Origin of the sequence: Halomonas sp. ISL-56 (genome assembly GCF_018612805.1) — a bacterium.
Taxonomy (GTDB): Bacteria; Pseudomonadota; Gammaproteobacteria; order Pseudomonadales; family Halomonadaceae; genus Vreelandella.
Genome location: NZ_JAGGRO010000016.1, coordinates 264,150 through 290,229 on the forward strand (window position 1 = coordinate 264,150; position 26,080 = coordinate 290,229).

The following is a 26,080-nucleotide window of genomic DNA, read 5'->3' on the forward strand; positions in this document are numbered from 1 at the left end:
CCGCCGCGGCGGGGGTTTATAGCAGTTTAATCTAGCTGCAACGGTGTTACTTAGCGATTCGCTTGGCCAGGGTGGCGGCAAGTTTGTCGTTCATACGGTTGAAGGCTTCCACCGTGGTGTCCCAGTCGATGCAGGCATCAGTAATCGACACGCCATACTGTAGTTGGCTAAGGTCTGCGGTCAGTTTCTGATTGCCCCAGCCAATGTTGGATTCAACCATCAGGCCGATAATGGAGGTATTGCCCTCCAAAATCTGATTGGTGACGTTCTCCAGTACCAGGGGCTGTAACGCCGCGTCTTTATTGGAGTTGGCGTGGGAGCAGTCGATCATGATGTTGGGTGATAGCTTGGCTTTCTCGAGCTCTTTCTCCGCCAGGGCAACGCTTACGCTGTCGTAGTTGGGCTTACCGTTGCCACCGCGTAGAACGACGTGGCCGTAGGCATTGCCGCGAGTGCGAATAATGGCTACCTGGCCCGCCTGGTTAATGCCCAGAAAGTTATGCGGGCTAGCCACGGACTGAAGTGCGTTGATCGCCACATCCAGGCTGCCGTCGGTGCCATTTTTAAAGCCGACGGGGCTGGAAAGGCCGGAGGCCATTTCCCGGTGAGTCTGCGACTCAGTGGTGCGGGCGCCAATCGCCGACCAACTGATGCAGTCCTGCAGGTACTGGGGCGAAATGGGATCCAGTGCTTCGGTCGCTAGCGGTAAGCCCATTTCGGCCAGATCGACCAGCAGTTTACGGGCAATATGCAGACCCTCATCGATCTCAAAAGAGTCGTTGAGGTGCGGATCGTTAATCAGGCCTTTCCAGCCCACCGTTGTGCGCGGCTTTTCAAAATAGACGCGCATCACGATATACAGGCTGTCGCTGACCTGGTCGGCCAGCGCCCGCAGGCGACGGGCGTAATCAAGCGCGGCTTCCACATCGTGGATTGAGCACGGGCCAACGACGACTAAGAGTCGCGGGTCGTTGCCACTCAGGATATTCTGAATGGTTTGACGACCTTCAATGACGGTTCGCTCTGCTGCATCGGTTAACGGCACGGCATTTTTGAGCGCTTCTGGCGTGGTGAGAACGTCTTGAGCGAGGACGTTAAGGTTATTAACCTGCTGTTCTGACATCTTGCTACCTGTGCTTGCGCGATGGCTGAAAAAAGTGAAGGGCGATAAAAGTGGCGCCTACTATCGCTTGTCGAGCAGGTAAAAATCAATTGCTGTGGAACTATGACGGCATTAAAAGTGTCAGCCGCAGGGTTTTGCGAAAGGGGGTAAGCGCTTGATACGCTGCGAAGAACGCGTAACACTGAGACCCTGTCGTTAAAATTCTGTGGCGTAATAAAATACTGTTTCGTAATAAAATACAGCAACATACTCGGGCGATGAACTCGCTCTTTTATTAACTCTATTATTAATCAATGCCCAAGGGACGCTATGCTGCTTGCTGTGAACGCCCGCTTGTCAGGGCTAATAGGAATGGGGCTCGGCGCACGCCGTACGAGCTGGAGGAGCGTGTGAATGGGCACTCGGGAAACAGACCAACAGCTTGTTGAACGTGCCCAAAAAGGTGATACGCGCGCTTTCGATCTGCTGGTAAAAAAGTACCAGCATAAAATTATCGGCCTGATTGGCCGTTACGTTCATGATCACTCTGAAGTTCAGGATGTAGCCCAGGAGGCATTTATTAAGGCGTACCGCGCCTTAGGCAAATTTCGCTCAGAAAGTGCGTTCTATACCTGGATGTACCGCATCGCAATTAATACAGCAAAGAACTATCTGGTTTCGCGGGGAAGACGTCCGCCGGGCAGTGATTTGGACATCGTCGATGCTGAAATTATCGACCAAAGCGGACGGTTGGCAGACTCAGAGTCACCGGAAGCGGCGATTGCCAGAGACCAGCTCGAAGCCGCGGTTTATCAGGCGATCGAAAACCTGCCGGATGATCTGCGTACGGCGATTACGTTGCGAGAGCTGGATGGTCTTGCTTACGAAGATATAGCGCAGGTAATGCAGTGCCCGGTGGGCACCGTACGTTCGCGGATTTTTCGCGCTCGTGAAGCGGTTGATGAACATATACGTCCATTAATATCGACGGCGCGGAACAGTCGCGATGAGTAGTGGTCAGTAGAGGGTAGGTAGTACGGCCGCCAAAGGATGCCGAAATAAAGGTTTTTTCTTTTTTGTGAACTGTCTGGCATGTAAGGCGTCATAAAGCCTGACTATCTTGATGAGTACGTTTGATATGTCGATACGTGATGTATCAATGTACAAAGCGTCATGCGCTTAGCGTTGCAGGCTAATCAATGTTGGTAATTTATTAGCGTGTAACTGAGTCTTGGCCTTGGAAGTCGTCGGAGTGGTGGTGCGCAGAATGAAGGCCCATTACCCCAGTACTTCTTTTAAACAGTGTGAGGGTGTGAAGTATGAGTCAAAACACACGGGAATCACTTTCGGTGTTAATGGATGGCGAGAGTGATGAGCTTGAGCTTCGCCGAGTGTTGAAGGCACTGCCTAATGATGACGATGCCGCTGATACTTGGCGCCGTTATCACCTTGCCCGCAGTATGATGCAGCGCGAGCAGGGCGTAGATGTCAGCGTTGATCTTTCTGCGGGTATTATGTCTCGCTTGCGTGACGAGCCTGCACCAATGATGCAAGATGCGGAACCTGTGGCCCACCGCACGGGAGGCATATCGTTTGCCCGCGGCGCCGGGGTTGCTGCTGCGGTGTCATTGATGGTGATCACTGGCGTTCAGTTCTTTGGCAATAACTCATCCGTTGGCCAGGGCAGTAGTGACATTGCGACGACTGCGTCCGTTTCCAACGGGGCTACTCTAGTGCAGCCCGTTAACCTAGCCTCTCAGTCGGCAGTCGCTACGCGTGCTGACATGCCCATGTTTGAGCCAACGCCGTTTCGGCTTAGTGGCCAGTCGGGTCAAAGTGGCCTAATGAATATTAGTGAAACTGGTTTCTCGGCGCAGACGCCTCAAGGAGTGACTGCTTCCCAAGGTACTAATATTGATATCGAACAGATTGGCTTATTACAGTCTTACTTAGAGCAGCATACCCAAAGTGCCGCCTACGGCAGTGGCGATAGCTGGATGCCGCTAATGCGCTCCTCCGCAGTCACTGAGCCTTTAGGTCAGCGCTAAATAATGCCACTCTATTTTGACGATACATATTAGGTGAGTAGGGAGTGCGCAGCATGATGGTTCCCCAGCGAGCTAAGCGCGCATGGGTGCTGGCGGTAGTTATTGGTACGCTCCCTTTTCAAACGCATGCGGAAGACGCCAATAGTTCGTCAACAGGCAATAGCTCCTCAGCAATCAATACGTCTTCTGGCAGTCATGCGGGCTACGAATGTGCGTTTGAATCTGAAACGCAGCCCAGTAGTCCAAAACAGTGGCTAGAACTCGGTTTGTGGGCTAGCCACTGTTATGCGTTTCAGGCCAGAGCGGTGGCTATTGATTCCGTCGATGTACGCACGCTGGCGCTTTCCCACCGCATTCAAGACGGCATTCGTCAGCAGGTAGTTCAGTATTTAGACGGCCCCTCTGTCAGCATCGAGCGCCGCTCGCCGGTAGGTAGGTTGGCTTGGACCGAAGAGCACAGCAACGGTGAATTACCTTCGCCCGAAAGGTGGGCGGCTCATCTTGAAAAATATTACGCCATTGAGCTAGAGGATAACGCTCGAGTAGCTGGTCGCGCCGCCGTTAAACTGATTTTCAAGCCCGTCGATCGATGGCGTTTCTCTCATGAGTGGTGGTTAGACCAGGAGACCGGCCTGCTGCTTAAGCATGTGCTCAGTGATCAGCAAGGCAGGATCATTGAAACCTTCCAAATTACTCAGCTTCAGTCGCCCCAAAAGTATACCGGCAGTATTCGAACGAGCACCCCTAACGCTATTCCCAATACTCCCTGGCAGGCCACTTGGTTGCCCGATGGGTTTGTTGCGCAACCGGTGTCCTTGGCTGGTGATAATGGTCATCAGCGAGTCTATAGCGACGGCTTAGCCACCGTGAGTATCTTTGTCGAACCTCTCGCGTCTGAAGATACGACTACCTTGCAAGAAGGCGTGCAGCAGTTGGGCGTGTCGGCCGTCGCGATTGAGCACACCCTTACTGCTGAAGGACGCTGGCAACTAGTGGCCATTGGTGAGTTGCCGGTAGCAACTTTGCAGCGCATTGTACGCTCAATTACCTTCGACCTACTTGAAGATGAAACTCATGAGAGTGATGATGCCGCTGAACAGTAGCGTTAGTTGTTTACTTATGGTGAGAAGATAGCTAATGACTTCCGCACCCTGTGCTTCTCGGTCGAGTACCCCACTGCTTCGTACGGGCACGATTGTTGACTATTTCCCTATCGGTTGTGCGCCGAAAGGGCTTGTCGTAGAGATTTCCGCCCAACAGGGCTGCGAGCAGTGTGCTCAAGGGCGAGGGTGCGGTGTTGGGTTGCTGGCTCCCCAGCGTAGCCAGCGCATTGCAGTAGCGCTTCCTCCCAAAGTGTACAGCGCTGAGCATGACTATCCGCTAGGCAGTCGCGTCACTATTAGCCTGCCACGTGCCTCTGTCACGCTGCTGGCTGTTTGTGTTTATGGGCTGCCGCTGATGTTAGCGCTATTGCTGTCCGGCCTGATTTCGTTCGTCAGTACCGCGAGCTGGCTGGCGCCGCTGGTCTTTTTTATTGCCCTGGTGGGCGGTGCGTTAAGTATTAAATGCCTAATGCGTGGGCGAGGGGAACGCTTCCGCCCACGCTTGGTCAATTAGTTCGTCAGTCTAGTTCTCCGGCGTCTCGCTGTGAGCTGTTGATCTGCCTTTGATTACTATCACATTAAGTAGGAGCTCTTGCATGAAGCGCTTGATTCTCCCTTCCACGCTATGGGTCTGCGTGGTGGCATTGCTAACGTTTGGCCAAGCCGCCAGCGCACAAGGCTTACCTGATTTTACCCAGTTAGTTGAAGACGCCGCCCCTGGGGTGGTGAATATCTCGACCAGTCGAACGGTTCAGCGCAGCAGCGCTCCTAGTTTCGGTGGGCAGGAAATTCCAGAAATCTTCCGCCATTTTTTTGGTGAGAGCTTTGGTGACAGCTTCCCAGTACCACCTGGCAGTGGGCAAGGGCGCACTGAAGAGCGCCAGTCATTAGGCTCGGGGTTTGTTATCAGTGAGGACGGCTATGTGATGACTAATGCCCATGTGGTTCAGGACGCTGATGAGATTCTTGTGCGGCTCAATGATCGTCGCGAATTGAGTGCAGAATTGGTTGGCAGCGATCCACAAACCGATGTGGCATTGCTGAAAATTGACGCAAATGACTTGCCTACACTCAATCTAGGTGACTCTGACGAGCTCAAAGTCGGCGAGTGGGTAGCTGCCATCGGTTCACCCTTCGGGTTTGATCACTCGGTTACTGCGGGTATCGTTAGTGCCATTAACCGTACCTTGCCACGGGATGCGTACGTACCGTTTATTCAAACCGACGTGGCGATTAACCCCGGTAACTCAGGCGGCCCGCTATTTAACTTAGATGGGGAAGTGGTGGGTATTAACTCGCAAATCTTTACCCGTAGCGGCGGCTTTATGGGCGTGTCGTTTGCTATCCCCATTAACGTTGCCATGGATGTGGCTGAGCAGTTGCGTGAAGGCGGCCGGGTGGATCGTGGTTGGTTAGGCGTCATGATTCAGCCCGTGTCTGAGGATCTGGCCGAGTCTTTCGGTATGGACAATGCGATTGGTGCTCTGATTGCTGACCTTGATCCAGAAGGCCCCGCGGCCCTGGGTGGTCTTCAGGCTGGCGATGTCATTCTTGAGGTCAATGGCGAAGAGGTTGACCGCTCAAGCTCACTGCCGCGTCTGATTGGCAAAGGTTCGCCAGGCACCGAGGTAGAGCTCACCCTAATGCGTGATGGCGAAGAGCTGACCGAGTCAGTCGAGTTAGGTAGTTGGCCAGATGCTGAGCAACAGCCGGGTCAAGCCAGCAGTAATAATCAAGCCCGCCTTGGCGTGATGGTTGCTGAAATTGATGATGCCATGCGCGAACAGCTAAATATTCCTGGCGGTGTGATTGTTCGTCAGGTAGAGGCGGATAGCGTGGCCGCTGATGCAGGCATTAACCCTGGTGATGTTTTGGTGAGCATTGATCACCGCAGCGTGTCTTCTTCCGATGAGCTGGTAGAGATCGTTGAGGCGTTGCCGAATGACCGCGCTATTCCTGTGCGCTTGTTCCGCGATGGACGTTCACTATTTGTAGCGCTACGTCTGGAATAACCCGCCTATTTTAACCCCTGGTCCGGCGGTTCTCGCCGGACCGCTGTTCCTAGCCTGCGCATATCGCTACAATAGCGGATATCTTTTTGTCGGAAATGGCCCTTAGTTTTAAACGGCAGCTGTTTTCGAGCTTTGAACTCTCGAAGCGGTCTGCTGATGCGGCCGCTTGCGTACCACTAAGGCAGAACAGACTCGATGTCCCAAGACGTTCCCAACGGAAAGCTTAAGCACATACGCAACTTTTCAATAATCGCCCACATCGACCATGGTAAATCGACGCTCTCTGATCGCCTGATCCAGACCTGCGAAGGATTAACCGAGCGTGAGCTTAAAGAGCAAGTGCTCGATTCTATGGACATCGAGCGTGAACGTGGTATCACCATCAAAGCGCAGTCGGTCACGCTGGATTACACTGCTGCCGATGGTCAAGTTTATCAGCTGAACTTTATCGATACGCCTGGGCATGTTGACTTTTCTTATGAGGTGTCGCGTTCACTCTACGCCTGTGAAGGGGCGTTGCTGGTTGTCGATGCTGCACAAGGTGTTGAGGCTCAGTCGGTGGCCAACTGCTATACCGCTATCGAACAAGGCCTGGAAGTACTGCCCGTACTAAATAAAATCGATTTACCTCAAGCGGACTGCGACAAGGTTGCTCAGGAGATCGAAGAGATTATTGGCCTCGATGCCACGGATGCCTGCCAAGTTTCGGCTAAAAGTGGCATTGGTATTGATGCCCTGCTTGAGCGCTTGGTGCGGGATATTCCGCCGCCCAAAGGCGATCCTGATGCGCCACTGCAAGCGTTGATTATTGATTCCTGGTTTGATAACTACCTTGGCGTTGTCTCGTTAGTGCGCCTGTTCGACGGCACGCTACGTAAAGGCGATAAAATCCGTATTAAATCAACCGGCCGCGATTGGGGCGCTACAGAAGTAGGTATTTTTACCCCCCAACGTAAACAGACAGATATTCTGCGGGCGGGCGAAGTCGGTTTTATTGTTGCCGGTATCAAAGAGATTCACGGTGCGCCGGTGGGCGATACGATCACTCACACTAAAACGCCCGATGTACCGCGTTTGCCCGGTTTCCAAAAAGTGAAGCCGCAGGTTTACGCCGGTATGTTCCCAGTCAGTGCGGATGATTACGAGGACTTCCGTGATGCGCTTGAAAAGCTCGCGCTTAACGATGCCTCTCTTGAATATGTGCCAGAGAACTCCGACGCACTTGGATTTGGATTCCGTGTAGGTTTTCTAGGCACGCTGCACATGGAGATCATTCAAGAGCGCCTAGAGCGTGAGTATGATATTGACCTACTCACTACCGCTCCAACGGTTGTCTACGAACTAGCGATGAAGAATGGCGACGTTCACTATGTCTCCAACCCTTCCAAGCTGCCTGATATGGCTGACGTAGATGAAATGCGTGAGCCGATTGTCCGCGCCAGCATATTGGTTCCCCAAGAATACGTGGGTAATGTCATTGCCGAATGTGAACAGCGCCGCGGCACACAGCGAGACATGCAGTTCTTGGGTAATCAAATTCAACTGGCTTATGAGCTCCCCATGTCAGAAGTGGTCATGGACTTCTTTGACCGCTTGAAATCGATTTCTAAAGGCTACGCGTCGCTTGAATATAACTTCGAACGCTTTGAAGAGGCGAAATTAGTCCGTCTCGACGTATTGATAAATGGCGACAAGGTGGACGCGCTAGCGGTGATTATTCACCGCGATCACGCTCATAATCGTGGTCGCTTATTAGTTGAAAAAATGAAAGAGCTGATTCCACGCCAGATGTTTGACGTGGCGATTCAGGCGGCTATTGGTGGCCAAGTGGTAGCACGTTCCACTGTGAAGGCGCTGCGTAAAAACGTGACGGCCAAGTGTTATGGCGGCGATGTCAGCCGTAAGAAGAAACTGCTCGAGAAACAGAAAGCGGGTAAGAAACGCATGAAACAAGTGGGGCGCGTGGAAATTCCCCAGGATGCCTTCCTTGCTGTGCTCAAGGTTAACGACTAGGAAAGAACGTCACTCATGGATTTTTCATTACTGCTGGTACTTGCCGTTGCGCTTTCGGGCGCTATTTACCTATTGGATGTATGGCTATTAAAGCCTAAGCGCCGCCAACGCTTCGCCGCAGCAGAGGCTAAAACCCAGGAAGGGTTGGATCCCGTTACCAGCGAAAAACTGCTGAAAGAGCCTTGGCCGGTCGACTACGCGCGCTCGTTTTTTCCAGTGCTACTCGTGGTGCTGATAGTGCGTAGTTTCATCATTGAACCCTTTCAAATTCCTTCGGGTTCAATGCGGCCGACGCTTGAAGTGGGTGACTTTATTCTGGTCAACAAGTTTGCCTATGGCCTACGCCTGCCGGTAGTGAATACCCGCTTTATCGAAGTAGGTGACCCTGAGCGCGGCGACGTGATGGTCTTTCGTTTTCCCGAAGAACCTTCGGTCAATTTCATTAAGCGCGTGGTTGGCTTGCCGGGTGATACTGTCCGCTACGAAGGTAAACAGCTTTATATTAATGGAGAGCCGATCGCTAAGCAGCTGATTGCAGAGGGGCCTGATAAATCGCCTCAACAGCTGCTGTTAGAAGAGCGCCTCGGTGACGCCGAGCACTTCATTTATAACAACCCGCGTGATCCTGGCCCGCAAATGCGTGAAGAAACGATTCCAGAAGGCGAGTATTTCATGATGGGCGACAACCGTGACCACTCCAACGACAGCCGTTATTGGGGCTTCGTGCCAGAAGAAAATATTGTCGGTCGTGCGTTTGCGGTATGGATGCATTGGGACGGCGGGTTGCCAAGCTTTACCAGCGTGCGGCGGATTGAATGAAAATGCTGCCTAGGCTAGATTTAATTAGTTATGTCACTTTAGTTAACGTCAATGACGTAGGAGAGCTGTGAGTAATTCCTTGAACGCTTTTTGCCGACGAATCGGCCATACTTTTGGCGACGATACGCTACTGGAATTGGCCTTGACCCACCGTAGCTTCGGTGGTCGTAACAATGAGCGCCTGGAGTTTTTGGGTGACTCCATCGTCAACTTTGTGATCGCCGAGGCGCTTTTTCAGCGCTTTCCCCAAGCTCGAGAAGGGCAGCTTTCACGCCTGCGCGCGCGACTGGTGAAGGGGCAAACGCTGGCGGAACTGGCCCGGGAAATGGAGTTTGGCGAATGCTTGCGGTTAGGATCAGGTGAGATGAAAAGCGGCGGGCATCGCCGTGAATCGATCCTGGCGGATGCGGTAGAAGCCATTATTGGTGGCATCTATCTGGACGCCGGGATGGATGTGGTACGCGACCGTGTGTTGGATTGGTACTCCGAAAGACTGGGTAATATTTCTTTGCAAGATACTCAAAAAGATCCCAAAACACGGCTGCAGGAGTTCCTGCAGTCGCGTCAAGCCGCGTTGCCGCGGTATGAAGTTGTCTGCGTAAAGGGTGAGGCGCATGCCCAGACCTTTACCGTGGAGTGCTACATTGACTTGTTGGCTGAGCATACCACTGGTAAAGGCCCTAGTCGCCGCCATGCTGAACAGCAAGCGGCAGAAGAAGCGCTGTCGTACCTCGAAAAAAGCCCTGGAGATAAATCATGAGCCAAACCTGCGGATTCGTTGCCATTGTCGGCCGACCCAACGTGGGCAAATCGACCCTCATGAACCGTATTCTAGGGCAGAAAATATCGATTACCTCACGGCGCCCGCAAACCACGCGGCACCAGGTAATGGGTATTAAAACGGTCGATGAGACCCAGTTTATCTACGTGGATACGCCGGGCATGCACATCATGTCCAAAGATCGTAATAAAGCCATCAATCGCTTTATGAATCAAGCAGCTACCCAGGCGCTGCGCGATGTCGATTGCGTGGTGTTTATTATCGACCGCACCCGCTGGACGGAAGAAGACCAGGCGGTGTTAAAGCGCCTGGAACATGTAAAAGCGCCGGTGATTCTGGCGGTTAATAAAGTCGACCGCCTGGGCGAAAAAGGCGATTTACTGCCATGGCTCGCCGATGTCGGTGCGCGCCGTGATTTCGCCGCCATTGTGCCGATTTCAGCGAAACACGGCACCCAGGTCGACACGTTGGAAGAGGAGGTGGCCAAACACCTGCCTGAAAGCGTCCACTTCTTCCCTGAAGACCAAATTACCGATAAAAGCCTGCGCTTTATGGCCGCTGAACTGGTACGTGAAAAGGTCATGCGCCAGTTGGGCGATGAGCTGCCTTACCAGATGACCGTCGAAATTGAAGAGTTCCGCGAGACTGAGCGAGTAACGCATATCAGCGCACTTATTCTCGTTGAGCGTCAAGGCCAGAAAGTCATTTTGATCGGCGAAAACGGCGATCGCCTCAAGAGCATCGGCCGCGAAGCGCGCTTGGATATGGAGCGCGCCTTGGGCACTAAAGTAATGCTCAATTTATGGGTGAAAGTGAAGCGCGGCTGGTCGGATGACGAGCGCGCCTTGAAAAGCTTGGGTTACGACCTCGATTGAAGGTAACGATGGCGCCAGAGCCGGCTTTTTTGCTCCATCGTCGGCCCTACCGTGAAACCAGTGCGTTGGTGGATCTATTAACGCTTGATCACGGCAGAGTGCGTGCCGTTGCCCATGGTGGGCAACGGCCTGGCTCAAAATCACGCCAACGCCTGCAGCCGTTTACACCGCTGTTTGTGACCTGGCAGGGCAGTCGTGATTTGAAGCGGTTGACGTTAATGGAGTCACGTGGACAGACGGCGCTATTGGCTGGAGAGGGGCTGCTATGCGGGCTTTATGCCAATGAAATCGCTACCCGGCTACTGCCGTTAGAATTGCCAGCGCCCGACGTATTTGCGTTTTATACCGCGCTACTCGAAGCGTTACCGGCGCCAGCGGAACGAGCACTGGCGTTACGCCGCTATGAATGGGCGCTGCTAGAAGCGCTGGAGGCCACGCCGCAGTTTACGACGCCAGAGGGTAGCGTTTTGGATCCCCAACTCCGCTACCGTTTTGATACCGCCAGCCGGGCATTTATGCCTGCTGAGCGAGGGCTCGATGGCAGAACGCTACGCTATATTGAACAGGGTGACTGGCAGCATGAAGGGCTTGCCAATGCACTTAAGGCGGTAATGCGCGCGGCGTTGGCGCCCCATCTGGGCACAACCGTTTTACGTTCGCGGGAACTGATGCTCGATTTAGCACGGCGCCGCCACCGTCCCTAATTCCTGATTTTATGTTCACAAACTCTTATTTTATCGCTGCGCTGGAGGCTCTATGCACCCCCCTCGGATACTGTTAGGCGTCAATATCGATCACATCGCGACACTTCGCCAAGCCCGAGGTACGCGCTACCCTGACCCTGTGCAGGCGGCACTAGTCGCCGAAGAGGCCGGTGCTGACGGTATCACCGTGCATTTGCGTGAGGATCGGCGACATATTCAGCCCCGGGATGTGCGTATTCTGGCAGAAGTGCTTAATACGCGTATGAATCTGGAAATGGCCGTCACCGAAGAGATGCTGGCTTTGGCCGAAGAGGTGCGTCCCGCCCATGTCTGTTTAGTGCCGGAAAAACGCGAAGAGCTGACCACCGAAGGCGGCCTGGACGTTGTAGGCGGCTTTGACGCCATTGCCAGCGCCTGCCAGCGATTGAGCGCGGCGGGTTGTGATGTGTCCCTGTTTATCGATCCTGATATTGAGCAAATTGACGCTGCCCAGCGCGCCGGGGCGCCGACGATTGAGCTGCACACGGGCGCTTATGCCGAAGCACGACCAGGTAGCGATGCCGCCAATGCGGAGTATCATCGCTTAACCACCGCTGCGACTCACGCTATCTCACTGGGGTTGGTGGTCAATGCCGGTCATGGCTTGCACTACCATAACGTTGAAGCGATTGCGGCGCTGCCGGGCGTCAACGAACTCAATATTGGTCATGCGATTATCGCCCGTGCGCTGTTTGTGGGCCTGAAAGAGGCCGTTCAGGAAATGAAGCGCTTGATTATCGCTGGTCAAGAGGCGGGCTTAATGGCGGCCCTCGATGCTCACGATCACGAACATAGCCACGATCATGCAGACTCATCCGAGCATGTTCATAATGGCTGCTGCGGGCATTAATCAGCTGTTTTCTGTTTAAGGATTTTCTGTTTAGAGTTTTTCTGTTCAGGGGTTTTAGGCAATGATCGTGGGTATAGGTTCTGATATTGCCCGTGTTGAACGTTTTACACGGGCCATGCAGCGGCACGGCCCACGCTTTGCTCAGCGTATTCTAGGCCCCGAAGAGCATGCGCTTTGGCAGCAGAAATCCCAGCCCGCTGCGTTTCTGGCCAAACGCTTTGCTGCCAAAGAGGCATTTGTTAAAGCGCTGGGGTTAGGCCTACGCCAGGGATTGCAGTGGTGTGATATTCAGGTGCTGAACGATGCCCTGGGTAAGCCCTATTTCCTTCTTAACGGCGAAGCCGAAAGGCTCTTGCAAGCGGCAGGTGTCACCACCAGCCACGTTACGTTGAGCGATGAAGTCGAGTACGCGGTGGCTTTTGTTGTATTAGAGCGTGAAGCCCAAGGCTAACGTTAAGTTTTGCTTGATGCTCGATATGCTTAATACCTAAGTGCTTAATATTTAAGTTCTTAATATCTAAGTGCTTAATGCATAAGTACTTAATGTCTAAGCAGTAATGGACGATGTGCACGCAGCCTTCCCATTGCCCGGTAGAGGTCTGCCAGTAGCCCCTCAACATGGTCTAAGCCGCTAGTACGTAGTCGGGTTTCCAGGGTCTCGACCAGCAATGCCAGCTCAGGCGCACCGCAGTAGCGGCTAGCGCCATTGAGTCCATGTACCCAATCGAGCAGCGTGGGTAAGTTTTTTTGGGCAAAAGCAGCGCGCATATGCTGTTCACTCTCATCCAAACTGTCGATCAGGCGTTTTAGCTGTTCTCGCGCCAAGTACTCTTTACCCCCTGCTAGGCGTGCTCCTATCTCAAGATCAACGACGGGCAGTGTGGCGGGAGTTTCGTGGCTAAAGCGTGGATTATTGGTACTGCTTTCGCGCTGTAAGTAGGACGTCGTTGCATTACTGGTGGCCAGCCGATGAGTAATCCCCAAAAAGCGCTTTAGCAACTGGTCTAACTGTGCCTCGTCAATTGGTTTTATCAGCACGTCATCGAGGCCTTCTGCGAGCCACTGCTGACGCTCACTGCTTAGCACGTGGGCGGTAACGGCAATAATCGGGCAGCGGGCCCAGGTGCTACTAAGTCGGCGCAGCGCCTGGGTGGTCTGCACGCCATCCATTTCTGGCATACGAATGTCCATTAACACCATGTCAACGTTACTGTTGCGCGCGAATTCTAGCGCCTGGCGGCCACTTTCTGCCGTAATGACATGCAGGGTTGAGTCTTCAAGCATACTTTTGAGCAGCTCTCGGTTCGGCGCGTTATCGTCGACAATCAATAGTTTGAGTGACTGGGATGCCGCTGGTAGTGCTAGTAATTCCTGGTCGCTTTTATTTGGCAGAAGTGCAGGTAAGAGGAGTTGCTTAAGCGACGCCACCAGTTGAGCACGGGAAAAGGGTTTGTAGAGGGTTTCACCCCCATGGGTTAAGTGCAGCGGTGGCAGGTCAAAACTGTTGCCATTGGCTAAAACCAAAGTGGGGCAGGGCGTTTGATCAATCACCGTTTGCCAGTGGGAGTGCCATTCGGGACTAAAGTCGCTGTGTTCCAACCCTAATATCAGCAGTCTCGCTGGCTCAGAGGCATCAAACGCGATCGGCTGTGCTTCCCAGCGCTGCAGTAAATGCTCGAGTACGTGTCGGGTCGGTGCGTGAGTCTCATATAAACGAATAGTCGGATTGGCCAGGCTGATTTCAGGTGGCCGTTCGATAGCCTTGTGAGCCAGCATGGGCAGCGTGAAAGAAAAGGTCGTACCTTTACCCAGTTTGCTCTTCACCTCAATCTCTCCGCCCATGCGTTCAATCAATTGTCGGCAAATAGTAAGGCCGAGGCCACTGCCACCAAACTGTCGCGAATGGCTGGGCTCTGCTTGAGAAAAGGCGCTAAACAGTGCTTCTTGGTGGGCGTCGCTTAGGCCAATTCCGGTGTCACTGACGCTGATATTGAGCACCACATGTTGGCCTTCCAGGTTATCCAGCATGACGCGCACGATCACTTCGCCTTCATGGGTGAATTTGAGCGCATTGCCAATTAAGTTGTTCAATACTTGGTGAATACGCAGTGGGTCGCCGGTCAGCGGTGTAGGTACGTCGTCATATACCATGGCCACCAAATGAAGCTGTTTGTGTTGGGCTTCTGGAGCATGCAGCCCTACCACTTCGTCAACCAGCGCGACAATATCGATATCCGCCTCTTCCAGGGTGAGGCGATTCGCTTCAAGCTTGGAAAAGTCGAGTACGTCGTTAACCAGCATAAGCAGATTGTCGCAAGCGCGATGCACGTGCTGTAGCCACTCCTGCTGTCGTGTATCCAGCGATGAACGGCCCAGCAACCGGCAGAAGCCGATAATGCCGTTTAACGGCGTACGGATCTCATGACTCATGTTGGCTAAAAATTCAGACTTTACAGCGTTCGCTCGCAGCGCGCTGCGGTGAGCTAGATCGAGCTTGATATTCTGCTCTTCAATGGTTTCCATTGACTCTTGCAGCTCGCTGGTAGCCTGCTCGATTTGTGTTTGCATATTCCGCTGGGCCTGCTGAAAGTGCTCGGCCAGGGCGTTAATATGGCTACTCAGCTGGTGAAGTTCTGCTGCATTAGAGGGCGCCAAACTTAGTCGGTAGTCCCCGCGGGATAGGCGGTAAAGGGCTTGGTTGGCTTCTTCAATAGGGCGGGTGGTATAGCGGCTGATGGCGAAAGCAACTAAAAATAGCAGCAGGCCAAGTAACATGCCGCCTAAGCTGAGGCTGGCAATCAGTTTATAGCGTCCCAAGGCTAACGCTCGGGTGTCCATTTCAATGTCTAGCCAGCCAACGCTAGTATCGTTTGCTAGAAGCTGGCTGGTTCGAATCTGGCTTGTACTGATCGGGTATGCATTGCTCTGAGAAGCATTTAGTGGCAAACGTAGCCGCCAAGCTTCCTTCTCCATGATCAGTTGATTAACAGCGGGGGCGCTAGGCAGAGGAGAACTGGATTGCCCCAGCTGTAAAAGACGATCGCCTTGTTGATTAAAAAGCGCAACCGATCGCAGCTCTTGCATATTGAGCAGTTGGCGCGCCAAGGCCTCCAGACGCTGGGCATCAGCCGCTGTAACCGCGTCAGTAAGGCTTGGAGCCAGCAACTCGCCAGCACTTTCTAAGCGCTCTTGCTGTGCTGCGCGGGCTTGTGTATCACTCTGTATGACCAGCAGTACGGCCATCATGGCGTACACCAGGAGCGGAAAACCGAGTAAGGCAAATAGAAGACGGGTGTTCAAAGACATGAAAAGAGCTCGTTGATTCAAGGAGGTTGCCTGTCCAGCCCAAGGCAGCACCGATATAATGCAGCATAACGGTGACGATAAGGAATATTCATGAACGATCTCAAGGGCTATCTCAAGGACAATCCCAAGGGCTATCCCACGCTAGAAGATGTGGTTGGCAACACGCCCCTAGTACGCCTGAAGCGCATTAGCGCTGGGCGTAACAATACCTTGTTGGCCAAGCTCGAAGGCAATAACCCCGCCGGGTCGGTCAAAGACCGCCCTGCGCTCTCCATGATCAATGAAGCCGAAGCGCGGGGCGATATTACCCCTGGCGATACGCTGATTGAGGCAACCTCAGGCAATACCGGTATTGCGTTAGCCATGGCAGCGGCGATTAAAGGCTATCAGATGGTGTTGGTTATGCCCGAAAACGCCTCGGAAGAGCGTAAGCAGGCAATGGCGGCCTATGGCGCTAAATTAATTTCTGCCAGCAAAGCCGGTGGCATGGAAGAGGCTCGGGATATTGCGGATGGCATGATTGCCAGAGGTGAGGGGAAGCCGCTCAACCAGTTCGCTAACCCGGATAACCCCCTGGCGCACTACCGCACCACCGGGCCCGAAGTGTGGCAGCAAACCGGTGGCGAAGTGACTCACTTCGTCAGCTCCATGGGTACGACGGGCACCATTATGGGCGTGTCGCGCTATTTGAAAGAGCAAAACCCAGCCATTCAAATTGTCGGCTTGCAGCCTGCCGATGGCGCTAGCATTCCCGGTATTCGCCGCTGGCCACAGGCTTACCTACCGGCTATTTTTGAAGCGCCGCGGGTGGATGTCACCCTGGATATTGGCCAACAGGAAGCAGAAGAGCATATGCGTCGTCTGGCCCGTGAAGAGGGCATTCTGGCCGGGGTCTCATCGGGAGGCAGTCTAGCGGGTGCGCTGCGCATCGCTGAGCAGACCGAAAATGCGGTGATTGTGTTTATCGTCTGTGACCGTGGTGACCGCTATCTCTCAACTGGCCTTTTTGCCCCAGGAGTATAACCATGGCCATGTTGGGAAAACGGCGGCCGCCCAGGCCTGCGTCAGGTCATTCTGGGCTAGCGGGCACGCCAGGCGGCAAAACACGGCATACGGCTACGGAGGGTACATCGCCCTTGGTAATTGAACGCTTGGCCCACGATGGCCGTGGCGTTGCCCACGCTGCCAACGGTAAAACCGTGTTTGTTGATCAGGCGTTACCTGGCGAACAGGTGGATGTCGCCATTCACCTCACCCGCAAGCGCTTTGACGAAGCGCATCTCAAATCACTGCTGACGACATCGGAGCAGCGCGTCACACCGCCGTGCCCGCATTTTGGTCACTGCGGTGGTTGCGATTTGCAGCATTTGAATATCGATGCCCAACGTGCCCATAAGCGCGAAGTAGTGCGCGACCTCTTTGCGCGTCAAGGCATTACGCTAGACCAGATTGGCTCAATTCAGGGGGATGATCAAGGCTACCGTCGCCGTGCGCGGCTGGGCGTCAAAGTTGATAGCCAGGGCAATACGCGGCTTGGCTTTCGCGCCGCCCACAGCCACCGCCTAGTGGATATCGAGCGCTGCCCGGTATTGGTCGATCCCTTACAGCAGTTGCTAACGCCCCTGCGCGAGTTACTGAAAACCCTGGAGGCTCCGCGTAAGGTAGGCCATATCGAACTGTTGGCAACGCCTACAACCCAGGTGGTGTTGGTGCGCCAGTTAAAGGAGCACGGAAAAGACGCCGAACGCTGGCAGGCTTTTGCGCAGCAGCAGGGAGTAGCGCTGGGCACTTGGTTGGGGCGTGAAACACCTGCTCTGCACTGGCATGGCGCAGCGCCGACGCTAGAAGAGGTGCTAACCGTTAACGCCCAACCCCCGCTGAGCTTAAGTTTTGCGCCGGGGGATTTTTTACAGGTTAACGCCCAGGTTAATCAGCAGATGGTCGCCCAGATTCTCCAGTGGCTAGCGCCACAACCAGGGCAGAAACTACTCGATCTGTTTGCCGGTATCGGTAATTTCAGCCTGCCTATGGCGGGCGCAGGTGCTGAGGTTCATGCGGTGGAAGGCAACCTCGCCATGGTGGCGCGCATTGCCATAAATGCTAAGCGCAATCAGCTCATGGTCAGCGGCCAGCAGGCCGATTTGAGCGACGCCGTCGGCGTTAATGAGTTGTTAACTGTGCATGGTGATAGTGATGCGCTGGTGCTCGATCCACCGCGCAGCGGCGCAGAGGCAATTTGCCAAGCGCTGGCCCATCATCCGGTGCCCAAAGTGGTCTATATTTCCTGTGATCCAGCGACGCTTGCCCGAGATGCGGCACATCTTGTGCATGCAGGTTACCGGGTCAAGCAAGTAGCAGTTGCGGATATGTTCCTTCACACTGCGCATATGGAAACGCTGATGCTGTTTGAAGCTGATGTTAAAAAATGATGTTAAAAGCTGATGCTATAAAGCGGATGTTATAAAGCTTCTGTTGCAAGGCTAGGGGGCCTGTGTTGCCCCGCCGCATCAAGCCACGGTGACGGCCGTGTAGAGACCGTCTCCCTGAAAGGATAAGTGATTGTCATGGTGAAAGTGCGTGAAGACCAGCCGCTAACCGCAAGCGGAAAGGTGGACATACAGCAATGGTTGACGCGCCTTCAGGAGGATGTGCGTCTACCTGAGCCTGAGCGTTTAGTCGCTGCCTGTGAACTTGCCGAAAAGTTGGAGCTTGAGGCCCCACGCACCCATCGCGTATGGCTATCGCCAGGCTCTAGCTTTCGCATGGGTCTGGAAATGGCTGATATCCTAGGCGAACTGAAGCTAGATCAAGCGACGCTTGAGGCCGCCGTTCTCTACCGTGGCGTAAGGGAAGGGTTGCTGAGCCTTGAGTCTGTATCAAAGCGCTTTGGCGAAGAAGTGGCCAGCCTGATTGATGGCGTGCTGCAAATGGCCGCTATTAGCTACCCGCTGGCGCCTGATCATGGCATGGGCCAGCACAACCAGCAGGAAAACCTGCGCAAGATGCTGGTCAATATGGTCGGTGATGTACGCGTGGCGCTGATCAAAATTGCCGAACGCACCTGCGCCTTACGCCAAGTAAAAGACGCCCCCCGGGAAAAAAGCTTACAGGTGGCCAGGGAAGTTGCCGATATTTACGCGCCGCTGGCCCACCGCCTGGGCATCGGTCAGCTTAAGTGGGAGCTGGAAGACCTATCGTTTCGTTATTTGCACGAAGACGAGTACAAAGCGATTGCCAAGCTGTTGGCGGAGAAGCGCCTTGATCGCGACCGCTATATCCACGATGTCGTAGAAACCATCAAAGCGTTGATGGAAGCGCAGCACATCCACCGCTATGACGTGGACGGTCGAGCCAAACATATTTACTCGATCTGGCGTAAAATGAAGCGCAAACGGATCGATTTTTCTCAGGTACACGACGTAAGAGCAGTGCGAATTCTAGTGCCAGAAGTAGCCGACTGCTACACCGTACTGGGCATTATTCACTCGCGCTGGCATCACGTGCCGAACGAGTTTGACGACTACATCGCCAACCCCAAAAAGAACGGCTACCAGTCACTGCATACTGCCGTGATGGGGCCAGAAAACAAGGTGCTCGAAATCCAGATTCGTACCTTCGCCATGCACGACGAAGCGGAGCTGGGCGTGTGCGCCCACTGGCGTTACAAAGGCCACGATACCAACGCCAAAAGCCGTAGCTACGAAGAGAAAATTGCCTGGCTGCGTCAGGTACTGGAGTGGCAGGACGAGGTGGGTGGTTTTGGCGACCTGCGAGAAGGGCTCTCCAGCGATGTGGCACCTGACCGTATCTATGTCTTTACCCCCGACGGCCACGTCATCGATTTGCCGCGTATTGCCACCCCGATCGACTTTGCCTACCGGGTGCATACCGAGATTGGGCACCGCTGCCGGGGTGCCAAAATTAATGGGCGCATCGTGCCGCTCACTTACAAGCTTAAAACCGGCCAGCAGATAGAAATTCTCACCGCCACCAAGGGCGGACCGAGCCGCGACTGGTTAAACCCCAACCTGGGCTATGTGCGCACCTCACGGGCGCGGGCCAAAATCCAAGCATGGTTCAAGCATCAGGCGCGGGATCAAAATCTAGACGAAGGGCGCGTGCTGTTTGACCGCGAAATGCGCCGCCTGGACGTTGAGGGCCTCGACCTGCCCAAGCTGGCCAAGGCGGTTAACTACCTCAATGCTGATGATATGTACGCCGCCATCGGCGCCGGAGACTTGCGCATTGGTCAAGTGTTGCACCAGGCCCAGCAGCTATTTGGTGAAAGCGATGATCAAGAGCAGCTCGACCGCCTACTCGCCAAGCCAAAACGCCAATCCAGCAAGGCCACCAAAAGTGATATCACTGTGCTGGGTGTCGGCAACCTGAAAACCAGTATGGCCAACTGCTGCCGTCCGGTGCCCGGTGAGCCGATTATTGGCTTTATTACTCAGGGGCGCGGTGTGACCGTTCACCGTCAGGACTGCAGCAATATTCTACAATTGCGTCTGGATGAGCCCCAGCGCATTATCGAAGTGGAGTGGGGCGAACGCGCCCAAACCCGTTATCCGGTAACCATTGAAATTCAGGCTTGGGATCGCTCCGGTCTGTTGCGCGACGTTACCGGGCTGCTGGGTAATGAAAAAGTTAACGTGCTGGCGGTGAACACGCTCACCGATACCGATGAAGGCATTGCCCGACTGCGTATCACGCTGGAAGTCGATGGCCTTGAATCACTGGGGCGCTTGTTCTCGCGTATTCAGCAGTTGCCTAACGTTACCGAAGTGCGCCGTTTGCGCAACGCCGACCCAGAGCAGCAAGCGCGTAAGGGAGGTGCGTAATGCGCCATGGTATCGATGACCTGCTGAAATTGATGCAGGTGTTGCGTGACCACGAGCAAGGCTGTCCCTGGGATCTTCAGCAGGATTGGGACAGCATTGTGCCCCACACCCTGGAAGAGGCCTACGAGGTCGCTGATGCCATCGAACGGCGCGCTTTTGACGAGCTACCCGGTGAGCTAGGCGATCTGCTTTTTCAAGTGGTCTACTACGCCCAGTTTGGTGCGGAGGAGCAGCGCTTCGACTTTGCGGATATCGTCGATACACTGACCGCCAAAATGCTACGCCGCCATCCACACGTATTTCCAGAGGGCACCCTGGCTTCCCGGCGCCCGCCAGGAGTGAGTGCCGAAGAGGTGCAAACCCAGCAGGTGAATAGCCGCTGGGAGTCATTGAAAGCCGAAGAACGCGCCGAGAGAGCCGTAGAGCGGCCCTCTGTGCTCGACGATGTGCCGCGCACGCTGCCCGCGCTTAGCCGCGCTGCCAAGCTGTCTAAACGCGCAGCGCGAGTAGGCTTTGATTGGCCCGACGCCCGCGGCGTGATTGATAAAATTCGTGAAGAGTTGGCCGAAGTGGAAGAAGCGCTCGCCGCTGGTGATCAATCGCATGCGCAAGAAGAAGTCGGCGATCTGCTATTTGCCGTCACCAATCTTGCCCGCACGCTGAATGCCGACCCGGAGCAGTGCCTGCGCGCTACCAATGCCAAGTTTGAGCGCCGTTTTCGTTATGTCGAGCGCGAGCTGATCGCTGTCCAGCGGCCATTAACGGAGGCTTCCCTAGACGAGATGGAAGCCCACTGGCAGGCGGCAAAAGCACAAGAGCTTCAGTCTCAAGAACTTCAGTCACAAGAAAAACAACCTACCCATTCCTGATTTAATAATGATGCGACCCCTGCAAGGAGGCCATGCCAATGAGTCACGACCTACACGAATCTCTGCGCGATAACGTGCGCATTCTGGGCGATAGCCTGGGGCGCACCATTGCCGATGATTTGGGCCAAGCATTTGTCGATAAAATTGAAACCATCCGTGCTCACGCCAAGCGCGGTCGCCAAGGCGATTCACTGCAGCAGCGCGAATTAATCGAGTACCTGCGTGAGCTCCCCGAGAGCGACCTGCTGCCGGTTACTCGAGCCTTTAACCAGTTTTTAAACCTTGCCAATATTGCCGAACAGCACTACCGGGCACGCTTTCGCCGGGTAGAGGACTACAAGCCTGGCTCTCAGCCAGTGCTGGGGGAACTGCTTGAACGCGCCCAGAAGGCGGGTAACTCACCGCGTAATCTAGTCGAAACCCTCGCTAATATGCGCGTAGAGTTGGTGCTCACCGCCCACCCCACCGAAGTTATTCGCCGCACCTTGATCCAAAAATATGACGCCATCGATGAGTGTTTAACCGCCATCGAGAGCTCTGAAGATTATCCCGAGCGTGGCACCCGCGCCCAAGGGCGCCTGGAAGAGCTGATTAGTCAGGCGTGGCACACCGACGAGATCCGCCACGAGCGGCCCACCCCGGTGGACGAAGCCAAGTGGGGTTTTGCGGTGATCGAAAACTCGTTGTGGCAGGCAGTGCCTGACTTTCACCGGGATCTGGACAACCTGCTGCTGGATACCGCCGGCGAGCGCTTGCCCCTGGACGCCGCACCGATACGCTACGCTTCCTGGATGGGCGGCGACCGGGACGGTAACCCCAACGTAACTGCACGGGTGACCCGCGAAGTATTGCTACTGGGCCGCTGGATGGCTGCCGACCTCTATTTGCGCGATCTTGAGCAGCTCAAAACCGAGCTCTCCATGTGGAAGGCCAATAGTGCGCTCAAAGCTGAAGCGGGCGATGTCGCTGAGCCTTACCGCGAAGTGTTGAAGCGGTTGCTTGCGAAGATGGAATCAACCCGCGATTGGGCCAAGGCTGAGCTGGAGGGGAATAACTATGACGGCGGGCCGATTATCGAAACCCGCGATCAGCTCTATTCGCCACTGCTCGCCTGCTACCGCTCGCTGTGTGATGTGGGCCTCGATACCATCGCCAACGGCGCGCTGCTGGATACGCTGCGTCGGGTAGCGGTATTTGGTGTGACGCTGACCAAGCTAGACCTACGCCAAGAAGCCAGCCGCCATGCCCAGGTCATTGAGGAGCTGACCAATGCCCTGGGTCTGGGTCATTACCAGGAGTGGGACGAAGCCAAACGCCAGGAGTTTCTGCTCGTCGAGCTGGCCTCACGACGCCCGCTGATTCCGCGCCGCTGGGAGTGCTCTGCGGAATCCCGAGAAGTGCTGGATACCTTCAAAGTCATCGCCCAGGAGCAAACTGAAGCACTGGGGACGTACATTATTTCCATGGCCGCTGAGCCTTCTGATGTGCTCACCGTCGCGCTGCTGATGAAAGAGGTTGGCGGACAGGTAACGCTACCTATTGCGCCGTTGTTTGAAACCCTTAACGACCTTAATCACGCAGGCGATGTGGTGGATCAACTGCTCGCGATACCCGGCTATCGTTCGCTGATTGATGACCGCCAGGAAATTATGATCGGTTATTCCGACTCGGCCAAAGATGCCGGTCAGTTGGCCGCTGCTTGGGCGCAGTACCGTGCCCAGGAGTCGTTGGTGAATGTGTGTCACCGGCACGGCGTTGATTTAACCCTGTTCCACGGCCGCGGTGGCACCGTTGGCCGTGGTGGCGGCCCAGCCCACGCGGCGATTCTCTCCCAGCCCCCAGGCTCGGTGAACGGCAGCCTCAGGGTGACCGAGCAGGGCGAGATGATTCGCTTTAAGTTTGGCCAGCCGGATATTGCTCTGCGCTCCATGGAGATCTACGCCTGCGCGGTGTTGGAAGCCACGCTATTGCCACCTCGTGCTCCAGAACCCCACTGGCGTGAGGAGATGGATCAGCTCGCAAAGGTAGCGCATGCCGCCTACGTAGGCGTCGTGCGTGAAGACCCGGACTTTGTGCCTTATTTCCGGGCGGTCACCCCAGAAGGTGCTCTGGGCAGGCTGCCACTAGGCTCCCGTCCCACCAAGCGGCGTCAGGACGGTGGGGTCGAAACCCTACGCGCTATTCCGTGGATTTTCGCCTGGACGCAGATTCGTTTAATGCTACCCGCGTGGCTGGGCAGCGGCGAAGCCTTCTCACGGCGTTTGGAGCAGCCCGGCGGCCGTGATGTGTTGCAGGAGATGCGCAACGAGTGGCCTTTCTTCGGCACCTACCTGGACATGCTTGAGATGCTGCTGGCTAAAGCCGACGTAGCGATTGCCGCTTACTACGAGCACCGCTTAGTCGACGAGCCCTCGCTGAAGGCACTGGGTAAACAGCTGCGTGAACGTTTTGGGCGTTTGGAAGATGCAGTGCTGGATATCTTGCAGCAGGAGAAACTGCTGGAGAATACGCCGCTGATTCGTCAGGCGATCGATGTGCGTAACCCCTACATCGACCCGCTCCATGGCCTTCAGGCAGAGCTGCTGCAGCGTAACCGTGATGCCGATGGGGCGATTAGCGCGGATCTTTCCCGTGCACTCATGGTCACCATGGCGGGGATTGCTGCTGGTCTACGTAACACGGGCTAGGTAACACGGGCCAGGCAACACCGGCTAGTTTCTTAATTACGCTAAGAAGGAGGCGTCAATGCCCTCAGATGCTCAAGCGGTACTCGATTTTTGGTTTGAGGAGCTGACGCCTGCTCAGTGGTTTAAAAAAGACCCTGAGATGGATCGGTTGATCGCGGAGCGGTTTAGCGCCATGCATGCCCAAGCCGCGCAGTGCGAGTGTTACCCATGGAGGCAAACAGCCGAAGGGCGGCTCGCTGAGATCATTGTGCTGGATCAGTTCTCGCGCAATATCTACCGCGATGACGCGCGCGCTTTTGCCACCGATGCCTTAGCGCTGGCGCTGGCCCAGGAGGCAGTGGCCGTTGGAGCCGATGCTCCGCTTTCCAGCGTGCAGCGGGCGTTTCTGTATATGCCCTATATGCATAGCGAGTCTGTGGTTATTCATGAGCGGGCGATGCAGCTATTTGACCAGCCGGGGTTGGAGAGCAATCTCGATTTTGAAGTCCGCCACAAAGCGATTATTGATCGTTTCGGGCGTTACCCGCACCGCAATGCATTGCTAGGGCGGGCCTCTAGCGATGAAGAGCTGGACTTTCTAAAGCAGCCCGGCTCGTCTTTTTAAGCGTTTCTTTATTCTCTTTTAGCCATATGGCGTTATATGTCGTTGCGAAAATCTACCCGGATCAATAAGTACATTAGCGAAAGTGGCATGTGCTCCCGCCGCGAGGCCGACCGCTTTGTGGAGCAGGGCAATGTGTGGATTAATGGCCGCCGCGCGACCACCGGTGATCAGGTGGTGGCGGGGGATTTGGTTAAGGTTAACGGTCAGGAGATCGAGCCTCAGGAGGAGGAGGATCTCGTTCTTATCGTGCTGAACAAACCGGTGGGCATTGTCAGTACCACCGAGTCCAGCGAGAAGGATAATATCGTTGAGTTCGTGAAGCATGGCGTGCGTATTTTCCCCATTGGGCGGCTCGATAAAGACTCCCAGGGGCTGATTTTTTTAACCAATAACGGCGATCTGGTTAACAAGATTTTGCGCGCCAATAACAACCACGAGAAAGAGTACCAGGTGACGGTGGACAAGCCGATCACCGACGAGTTTATCGACGGCATGCAGAGCGGTGTGCCGATTCTTGGCAAGGTGACCAAGCGGTGCAAGGTGCAAAAAGAGTCCACCTTTGTGTTCACCATCACCTTGGTGCAGGGGCTCAATCGGCAAATTCGCCGTATGTGCGAATACTTCGGCTATGAGGTCACGCAGCTTATTCGCACGCGTATTATGAATGTACCCCTCAAAGGCTTGGCCCTGGGCGACTGGCGCGATCTCACGCCTAAAGAGATCGATACCATTATCGCCCTGACCGAACGCTCAGAGGCGGCACCCGAGAAGAAAAGTAAAGCTAAGCCGGAAAGACCCAACTACAGCTCAGGCGCAGGAAAGGCAAAACCGCCTTCCGCGAAAGGGCGTCCGGCCAAAGCAGGCGCGAAGGCGGCTGGTGTCAAGGCCGCCGGGGCTAAATCGCTTCCCAAAGGTAAAAAAGCCGCCAGCGGAAAAGCTAACGGAAAAGCTAGCACCGGCCCGAAAGGCAATGCGCCAAGTAAGCCGCACCCCAAGGGCGGTAAAGCCCTCGGTAAGCCCGGTGTTAAAAGCAAGACTGGCGCTAAAGGTAAGCCCGTTGGTAAAGGCCGCGGTAAGCCAGCGGTGGGCGGCAAACCTTCTCAGCGACGCAAGTAGCTCCTAACCCTTCAAGAGTCTCCACTGTGATTCCAATCGTCGCCTTTTACGCTGTGATGAGCGTTATCGCTTATATCACGTATGCCATCGACAAAAAGGCGGCGATTAAAAACCGCCGTCGGGTGAGTGAGAAGTCGTTACATCTGCTTGGGATAGTGGGTGGTTGGCCGGGTGCGCTCCTGGCTCAACAGCAGCTGCGGCATAAAACCCAGAAAACCACCTTTCAAGTTACGTTCTGGCTGACGGTTGTCGTGAATCTGGTCTGTGCAGGGTGGCTAACTGTTTCATTGAGTCTCATTTAGCCACCCATT

General features: G+C 54.8%; 22 protein-coding genes. 20 read left to right on the forward strand and 2 right to left on the reverse strand.

The features are described from left to right. Window positions 1–46: 46 nt before the first annotated feature. Window positions 47–1,123, reverse strand: a complete 1,077-nt coding sequence (locus tag J7J49_RS14870; protein ID WP_064233150.1) for a 3-deoxy-7-phosphoheptulonate synthase — start codon at window positions 1,121–1,123, stop codon at window positions 47–49. Between the two features lie 393 nt (window positions 1,124–1,516). Here J7J49_RS14870 and rpoE point away from each other — a divergent pair, with 393 nt between their 5' ends. The 12 genes from rpoE (at window position 1,517) to acpS (ending at window position 12,797) form a co-directional block, all read left to right on the forward strand. Continuing rightward, entirely contained in the window at window positions 1,517–2,116 is a 600-nt protein-coding gene (gene rpoE, locus J7J49_RS14875; RefSeq protein ID WP_064233149.1) for an RNA polymerase sigma factor RpoE, read from the forward strand. A 305-nt stretch (window positions 2,117–2,421) separates the two neighbouring features. Then, window positions 2,422–3,150 (forward strand): sigma-E factor negative regulatory protein, encoded by a 729-nt coding sequence (locus J7J49_RS14880; RefSeq protein WP_215093634.1) that lies wholly within the window; start codon window positions 2,422–2,424, stop codon window positions 3,148–3,150. A 53-nt stretch (window positions 3,151–3,203) separates the two neighbouring features. Beyond that, the gene (locus tag J7J49_RS14885; RefSeq protein ID WP_215093636.1) at window positions 3,204–4,253 is read left to right on the forward strand and encodes a MucB/RseB C-terminal domain-containing protein; all 1,050 of its coding nucleotides are present in this window, start codon (window positions 3,204–3,206) and stop codon (window positions 4,251–4,253) included. A gap of 34 nt (window positions 4,254–4,287) precedes the next feature. Next, complete coding sequence (locus J7J49_RS14890; RefSeq protein WP_215093638.1) at window positions 4,288–4,767, forward strand: SoxR reducing system RseC family protein; 480 nt, start codon at window positions 4,288–4,290, stop codon at window positions 4,765–4,767. 82 nt (window positions 4,768–4,849) lie between these two features. Next, window positions 4,850–6,265, forward strand: coding sequence for a DegQ family serine endoprotease (locus J7J49_RS14895; protein WP_064233145.1), 1,416 nt, complete (start codon window positions 4,850–4,852; stop codon window positions 6,263–6,265). A 195-nt stretch (window positions 6,266–6,460) separates the two neighbouring features. Next, window positions 6,461–8,278: a translation elongation factor 4 gene (gene lepA / locus J7J49_RS14900; protein WP_064233144.1), complete on the forward strand. Its 1,818-nt coding sequence runs from the start codon at window positions 6,461–6,463 to the stop codon at window positions 8,276–8,278. 15 nt (window positions 8,279–8,293) lie between these two features. Next, window positions 8,294–9,097 (forward strand): signal peptidase I, encoded by an 804-nt coding sequence (gene lepB, locus J7J49_RS14905; RefSeq protein WP_215093641.1) that lies wholly within the window; start codon window positions 8,294–8,296, stop codon window positions 9,095–9,097. Between the two features lie 67 nt (window positions 9,098–9,164). Beyond that, window positions 9,165–9,857 carry a ribonuclease III gene (gene rnc / locus J7J49_RS14910; RefSeq protein WP_064233142.1) on the forward strand — a complete coding sequence of 231 codons (693 nt, stop codon included), beginning with the start codon at window positions 9,165–9,167 and terminating at the stop codon, window positions 9,855–9,857. Continuing rightward, a complete protein-coding gene (gene era, locus J7J49_RS14915; RefSeq protein WP_009286442.1) occupies window positions 9,854–10,753 on the forward strand; it encodes a GTPase Era in 900 nt (299 codons plus the stop codon). The genes rnc and era overlap by 4 nt, the downstream gene beginning before the upstream one ends. Before the next feature lie 8 nt (window positions 10,754–10,761). After that, window positions 10,762–11,457 carry a DNA repair protein RecO gene (gene recO, locus J7J49_RS14920; protein ID WP_215093643.1) on the forward strand — a complete coding sequence of 232 codons (696 nt, stop codon included), beginning with the start codon at window positions 10,762–10,764 and terminating at the stop codon, window positions 11,455–11,457. A 52-nt stretch (window positions 11,458–11,509) separates the two neighbouring features. Then, window positions 11,510–12,346 carry a pyridoxine 5'-phosphate synthase gene (gene pdxJ / locus J7J49_RS14925; protein ID WP_215093645.1) on the forward strand — a complete coding sequence of 279 codons (837 nt, stop codon included), beginning with the start codon at window positions 11,510–11,512 and terminating at the stop codon, window positions 12,344–12,346. Between the two features lie 61 nt (window positions 12,347–12,407). Beyond that, on the forward strand, window positions 12,408–12,797 hold the full coding sequence (acpS, locus tag J7J49_RS14930; RefSeq protein WP_064233139.1) for a holo-ACP synthase: 390 nt from the start codon (window positions 12,408–12,410) through the stop codon (window positions 12,795–12,797). Window positions 12,798–12,886: 89 nt separating this feature from the next. Here acpS and J7J49_RS14935 read toward each other — a convergent pair whose 3' ends face one another. Further along, window positions 12,887–15,652, reverse strand: coding sequence for an ATP-binding protein (locus J7J49_RS14935; RefSeq protein ID WP_215093647.1), 2,766 nt, complete (start codon window positions 15,650–15,652; stop codon window positions 12,887–12,889). A 90-nt stretch (window positions 15,653–15,742) separates the two neighbouring features. Here J7J49_RS14935 and cysM point away from each other — a divergent pair, with 90 nt between their 5' ends. The 8 genes from cysM to J7J49_RS14975 all read left to right on the forward strand — a co-directional run bounded on the left by cysM (window position 15,743) and on the right by J7J49_RS14975 (window position 26,071). Next, complete coding sequence (gene cysM / locus J7J49_RS14940) at window positions 15,743–16,675, forward strand: cysteine synthase CysM (RefSeq protein WP_215093649.1); 933 nt, start codon at window positions 15,743–15,745, stop codon at window positions 16,673–16,675. A 2-nt stretch (window positions 16,676–16,677) separates the two neighbouring features. Then, window positions 16,678–18,081, forward strand: a complete 1,404-nt coding sequence (locus tag J7J49_RS14945; RefSeq protein WP_215093651.1) for a TRAM domain-containing protein — start codon at window positions 16,678–16,680, stop codon at window positions 18,079–18,081. A gap of 135 nt (window positions 18,082–18,216) precedes the next feature. After that, a complete protein-coding gene (gene relA, locus J7J49_RS14950) occupies window positions 18,217–20,493 on the forward strand; it encodes a GTP diphosphokinase (RefSeq protein WP_215093653.1) in 2,277 nt (758 codons plus the stop codon). Then, window positions 20,493–21,362 (forward strand): nucleoside triphosphate pyrophosphohydrolase, encoded by an 870-nt coding sequence (gene mazG, locus J7J49_RS14955; RefSeq protein WP_215093654.1) that lies wholly within the window; start codon window positions 20,493–20,495, stop codon window positions 21,360–21,362. The genes relA and mazG overlap by 1 nt, the downstream gene beginning before the upstream one ends. A gap of 38 nt (window positions 21,363–21,400) precedes the next feature. Next, window positions 21,401–24,049 (forward strand): phosphoenolpyruvate carboxylase, encoded by a 2,649-nt coding sequence (ppc, locus tag J7J49_RS14960; RefSeq protein ID WP_215093655.1) that lies wholly within the window; start codon window positions 21,401–21,403, stop codon window positions 24,047–24,049. Window positions 24,050–24,107: 58 nt separating this feature from the next. Beyond that, window positions 24,108–24,653, forward strand: a complete 546-nt coding sequence (locus J7J49_RS14965; protein WP_215093657.1) for a DUF924 family protein — start codon at window positions 24,108–24,110, stop codon at window positions 24,651–24,653. A gap of 36 nt (window positions 24,654–24,689) precedes the next feature. Further along, on the forward strand, window positions 24,690–25,769 hold the full coding sequence (rluF, locus tag J7J49_RS14970; protein ID WP_215093659.1) for a 23S rRNA pseudouridine(2604) synthase RluF: 1,080 nt from the start codon (window positions 24,690–24,692) through the stop codon (window positions 25,767–25,769). Window positions 25,770–25,795: 26 nt separating this feature from the next. Next, on the forward strand, window positions 25,796–26,071 hold the full coding sequence (locus J7J49_RS14975) for a DUF1294 domain-containing protein (protein ID WP_215093661.1): 276 nt from the start codon (window positions 25,796–25,798) through the stop codon (window positions 26,069–26,071). Window positions 26,072–26,080 lie beyond the last annotated feature (9 nt).

Coding starts and splice junctions, on each gene's coding strand:
- J7J49_RS14870 (WP_064233150.1), bottom strand. CDS start 1,123: ATGTCAGAACAGCAGGTTAATAACCTTAACGTCCTCGCTCAAGACGTT.
- rpoE (WP_064233149.1), top strand. CDS start 1,517: ATGGGCACTCGGGAAACAGACCAACAGCTTGTTGAACGTGCCCAAAAA.
- J7J49_RS14880 (WP_215093634.1), top strand. CDS start 2,422: ATGAGTCAAAACACACGGGAATCACTTTCGGTGTTAATGGATGGCGAG.
- J7J49_RS14885 (WP_215093636.1), top strand. CDS start 3,204: ATGATGGTTCCCCAGCGAGCTAAGCGCGCATGGGTGCTGGCGGTAGTT.
- J7J49_RS14890 (WP_215093638.1), top strand. CDS start 4,288: ATGACTTCCGCACCCTGTGCTTCTCGGTCGAGTACCCCACTGCTTCGT.
- J7J49_RS14895 (WP_064233145.1), top strand. CDS start 4,850: ATGAAGCGCTTGATTCTCCCTTCCACGCTATGGGTCTGCGTGGTGGCA.
- lepA (WP_064233144.1), top strand. CDS start 6,461: ATGTCCCAAGACGTTCCCAACGGAAAGCTTAAGCACATACGCAACTTT.
- lepB (WP_215093641.1), top strand. CDS start 8,294: ATGGATTTTTCATTACTGCTGGTACTTGCCGTTGCGCTTTCGGGCGCT.
- era (WP_009286442.1), top strand. CDS start 9,854: ATGAGCCAAACCTGCGGATTCGTTGCCATTGTCGGCCGACCCAACGTG.
- recO (WP_215093643.1), top strand. CDS start 10,762: ATGGCGCCAGAGCCGGCTTTTTTGCTCCATCGTCGGCCCTACCGTGAA.
- pdxJ (WP_215093645.1), top strand. CDS start 11,510: ATGCACCCCCCTCGGATACTGTTAGGCGTCAATATCGATCACATCGCG.
- acpS (WP_064233139.1), top strand. CDS start 12,408: ATGATCGTGGGTATAGGTTCTGATATTGCCCGTGTTGAACGTTTTACA.
- J7J49_RS14935 (WP_215093647.1), bottom strand. CDS start 15,652: ATGTCTTTGAACACCCGTCTTCTATTTGCCTTACTCGGTTTTCCGCTC.
- cysM (WP_215093649.1), top strand. CDS start 15,743: ATGAACGATCTCAAGGGCTATCTCAAGGACAATCCCAAGGGCTATCCC.
- J7J49_RS14945 (WP_215093651.1), top strand. CDS start 16,678: ATGGCCATGTTGGGAAAACGGCGGCCGCCCAGGCCTGCGTCAGGTCAT.
- relA (WP_215093653.1), top strand. CDS start 18,217: ATGGTGAAAGTGCGTGAAGACCAGCCGCTAACCGCAAGCGGAAAGGTG.
- mazG (WP_215093654.1), top strand. CDS start 20,493: ATGCGCCATGGTATCGATGACCTGCTGAAATTGATGCAGGTGTTGCGT.
- ppc (WP_215093655.1), top strand. CDS start 21,401: ATGAGTCACGACCTACACGAATCTCTGCGCGATAACGTGCGCATTCTG.
- J7J49_RS14965 (WP_215093657.1), top strand. CDS start 24,108: ATGCCCTCAGATGCTCAAGCGGTACTCGATTTTTGGTTTGAGGAGCTG.
- rluF (WP_215093659.1), top strand. CDS start 24,690: ATGTCGTTGCGAAAATCTACCCGGATCAATAAGTACATTAGCGAAAGT.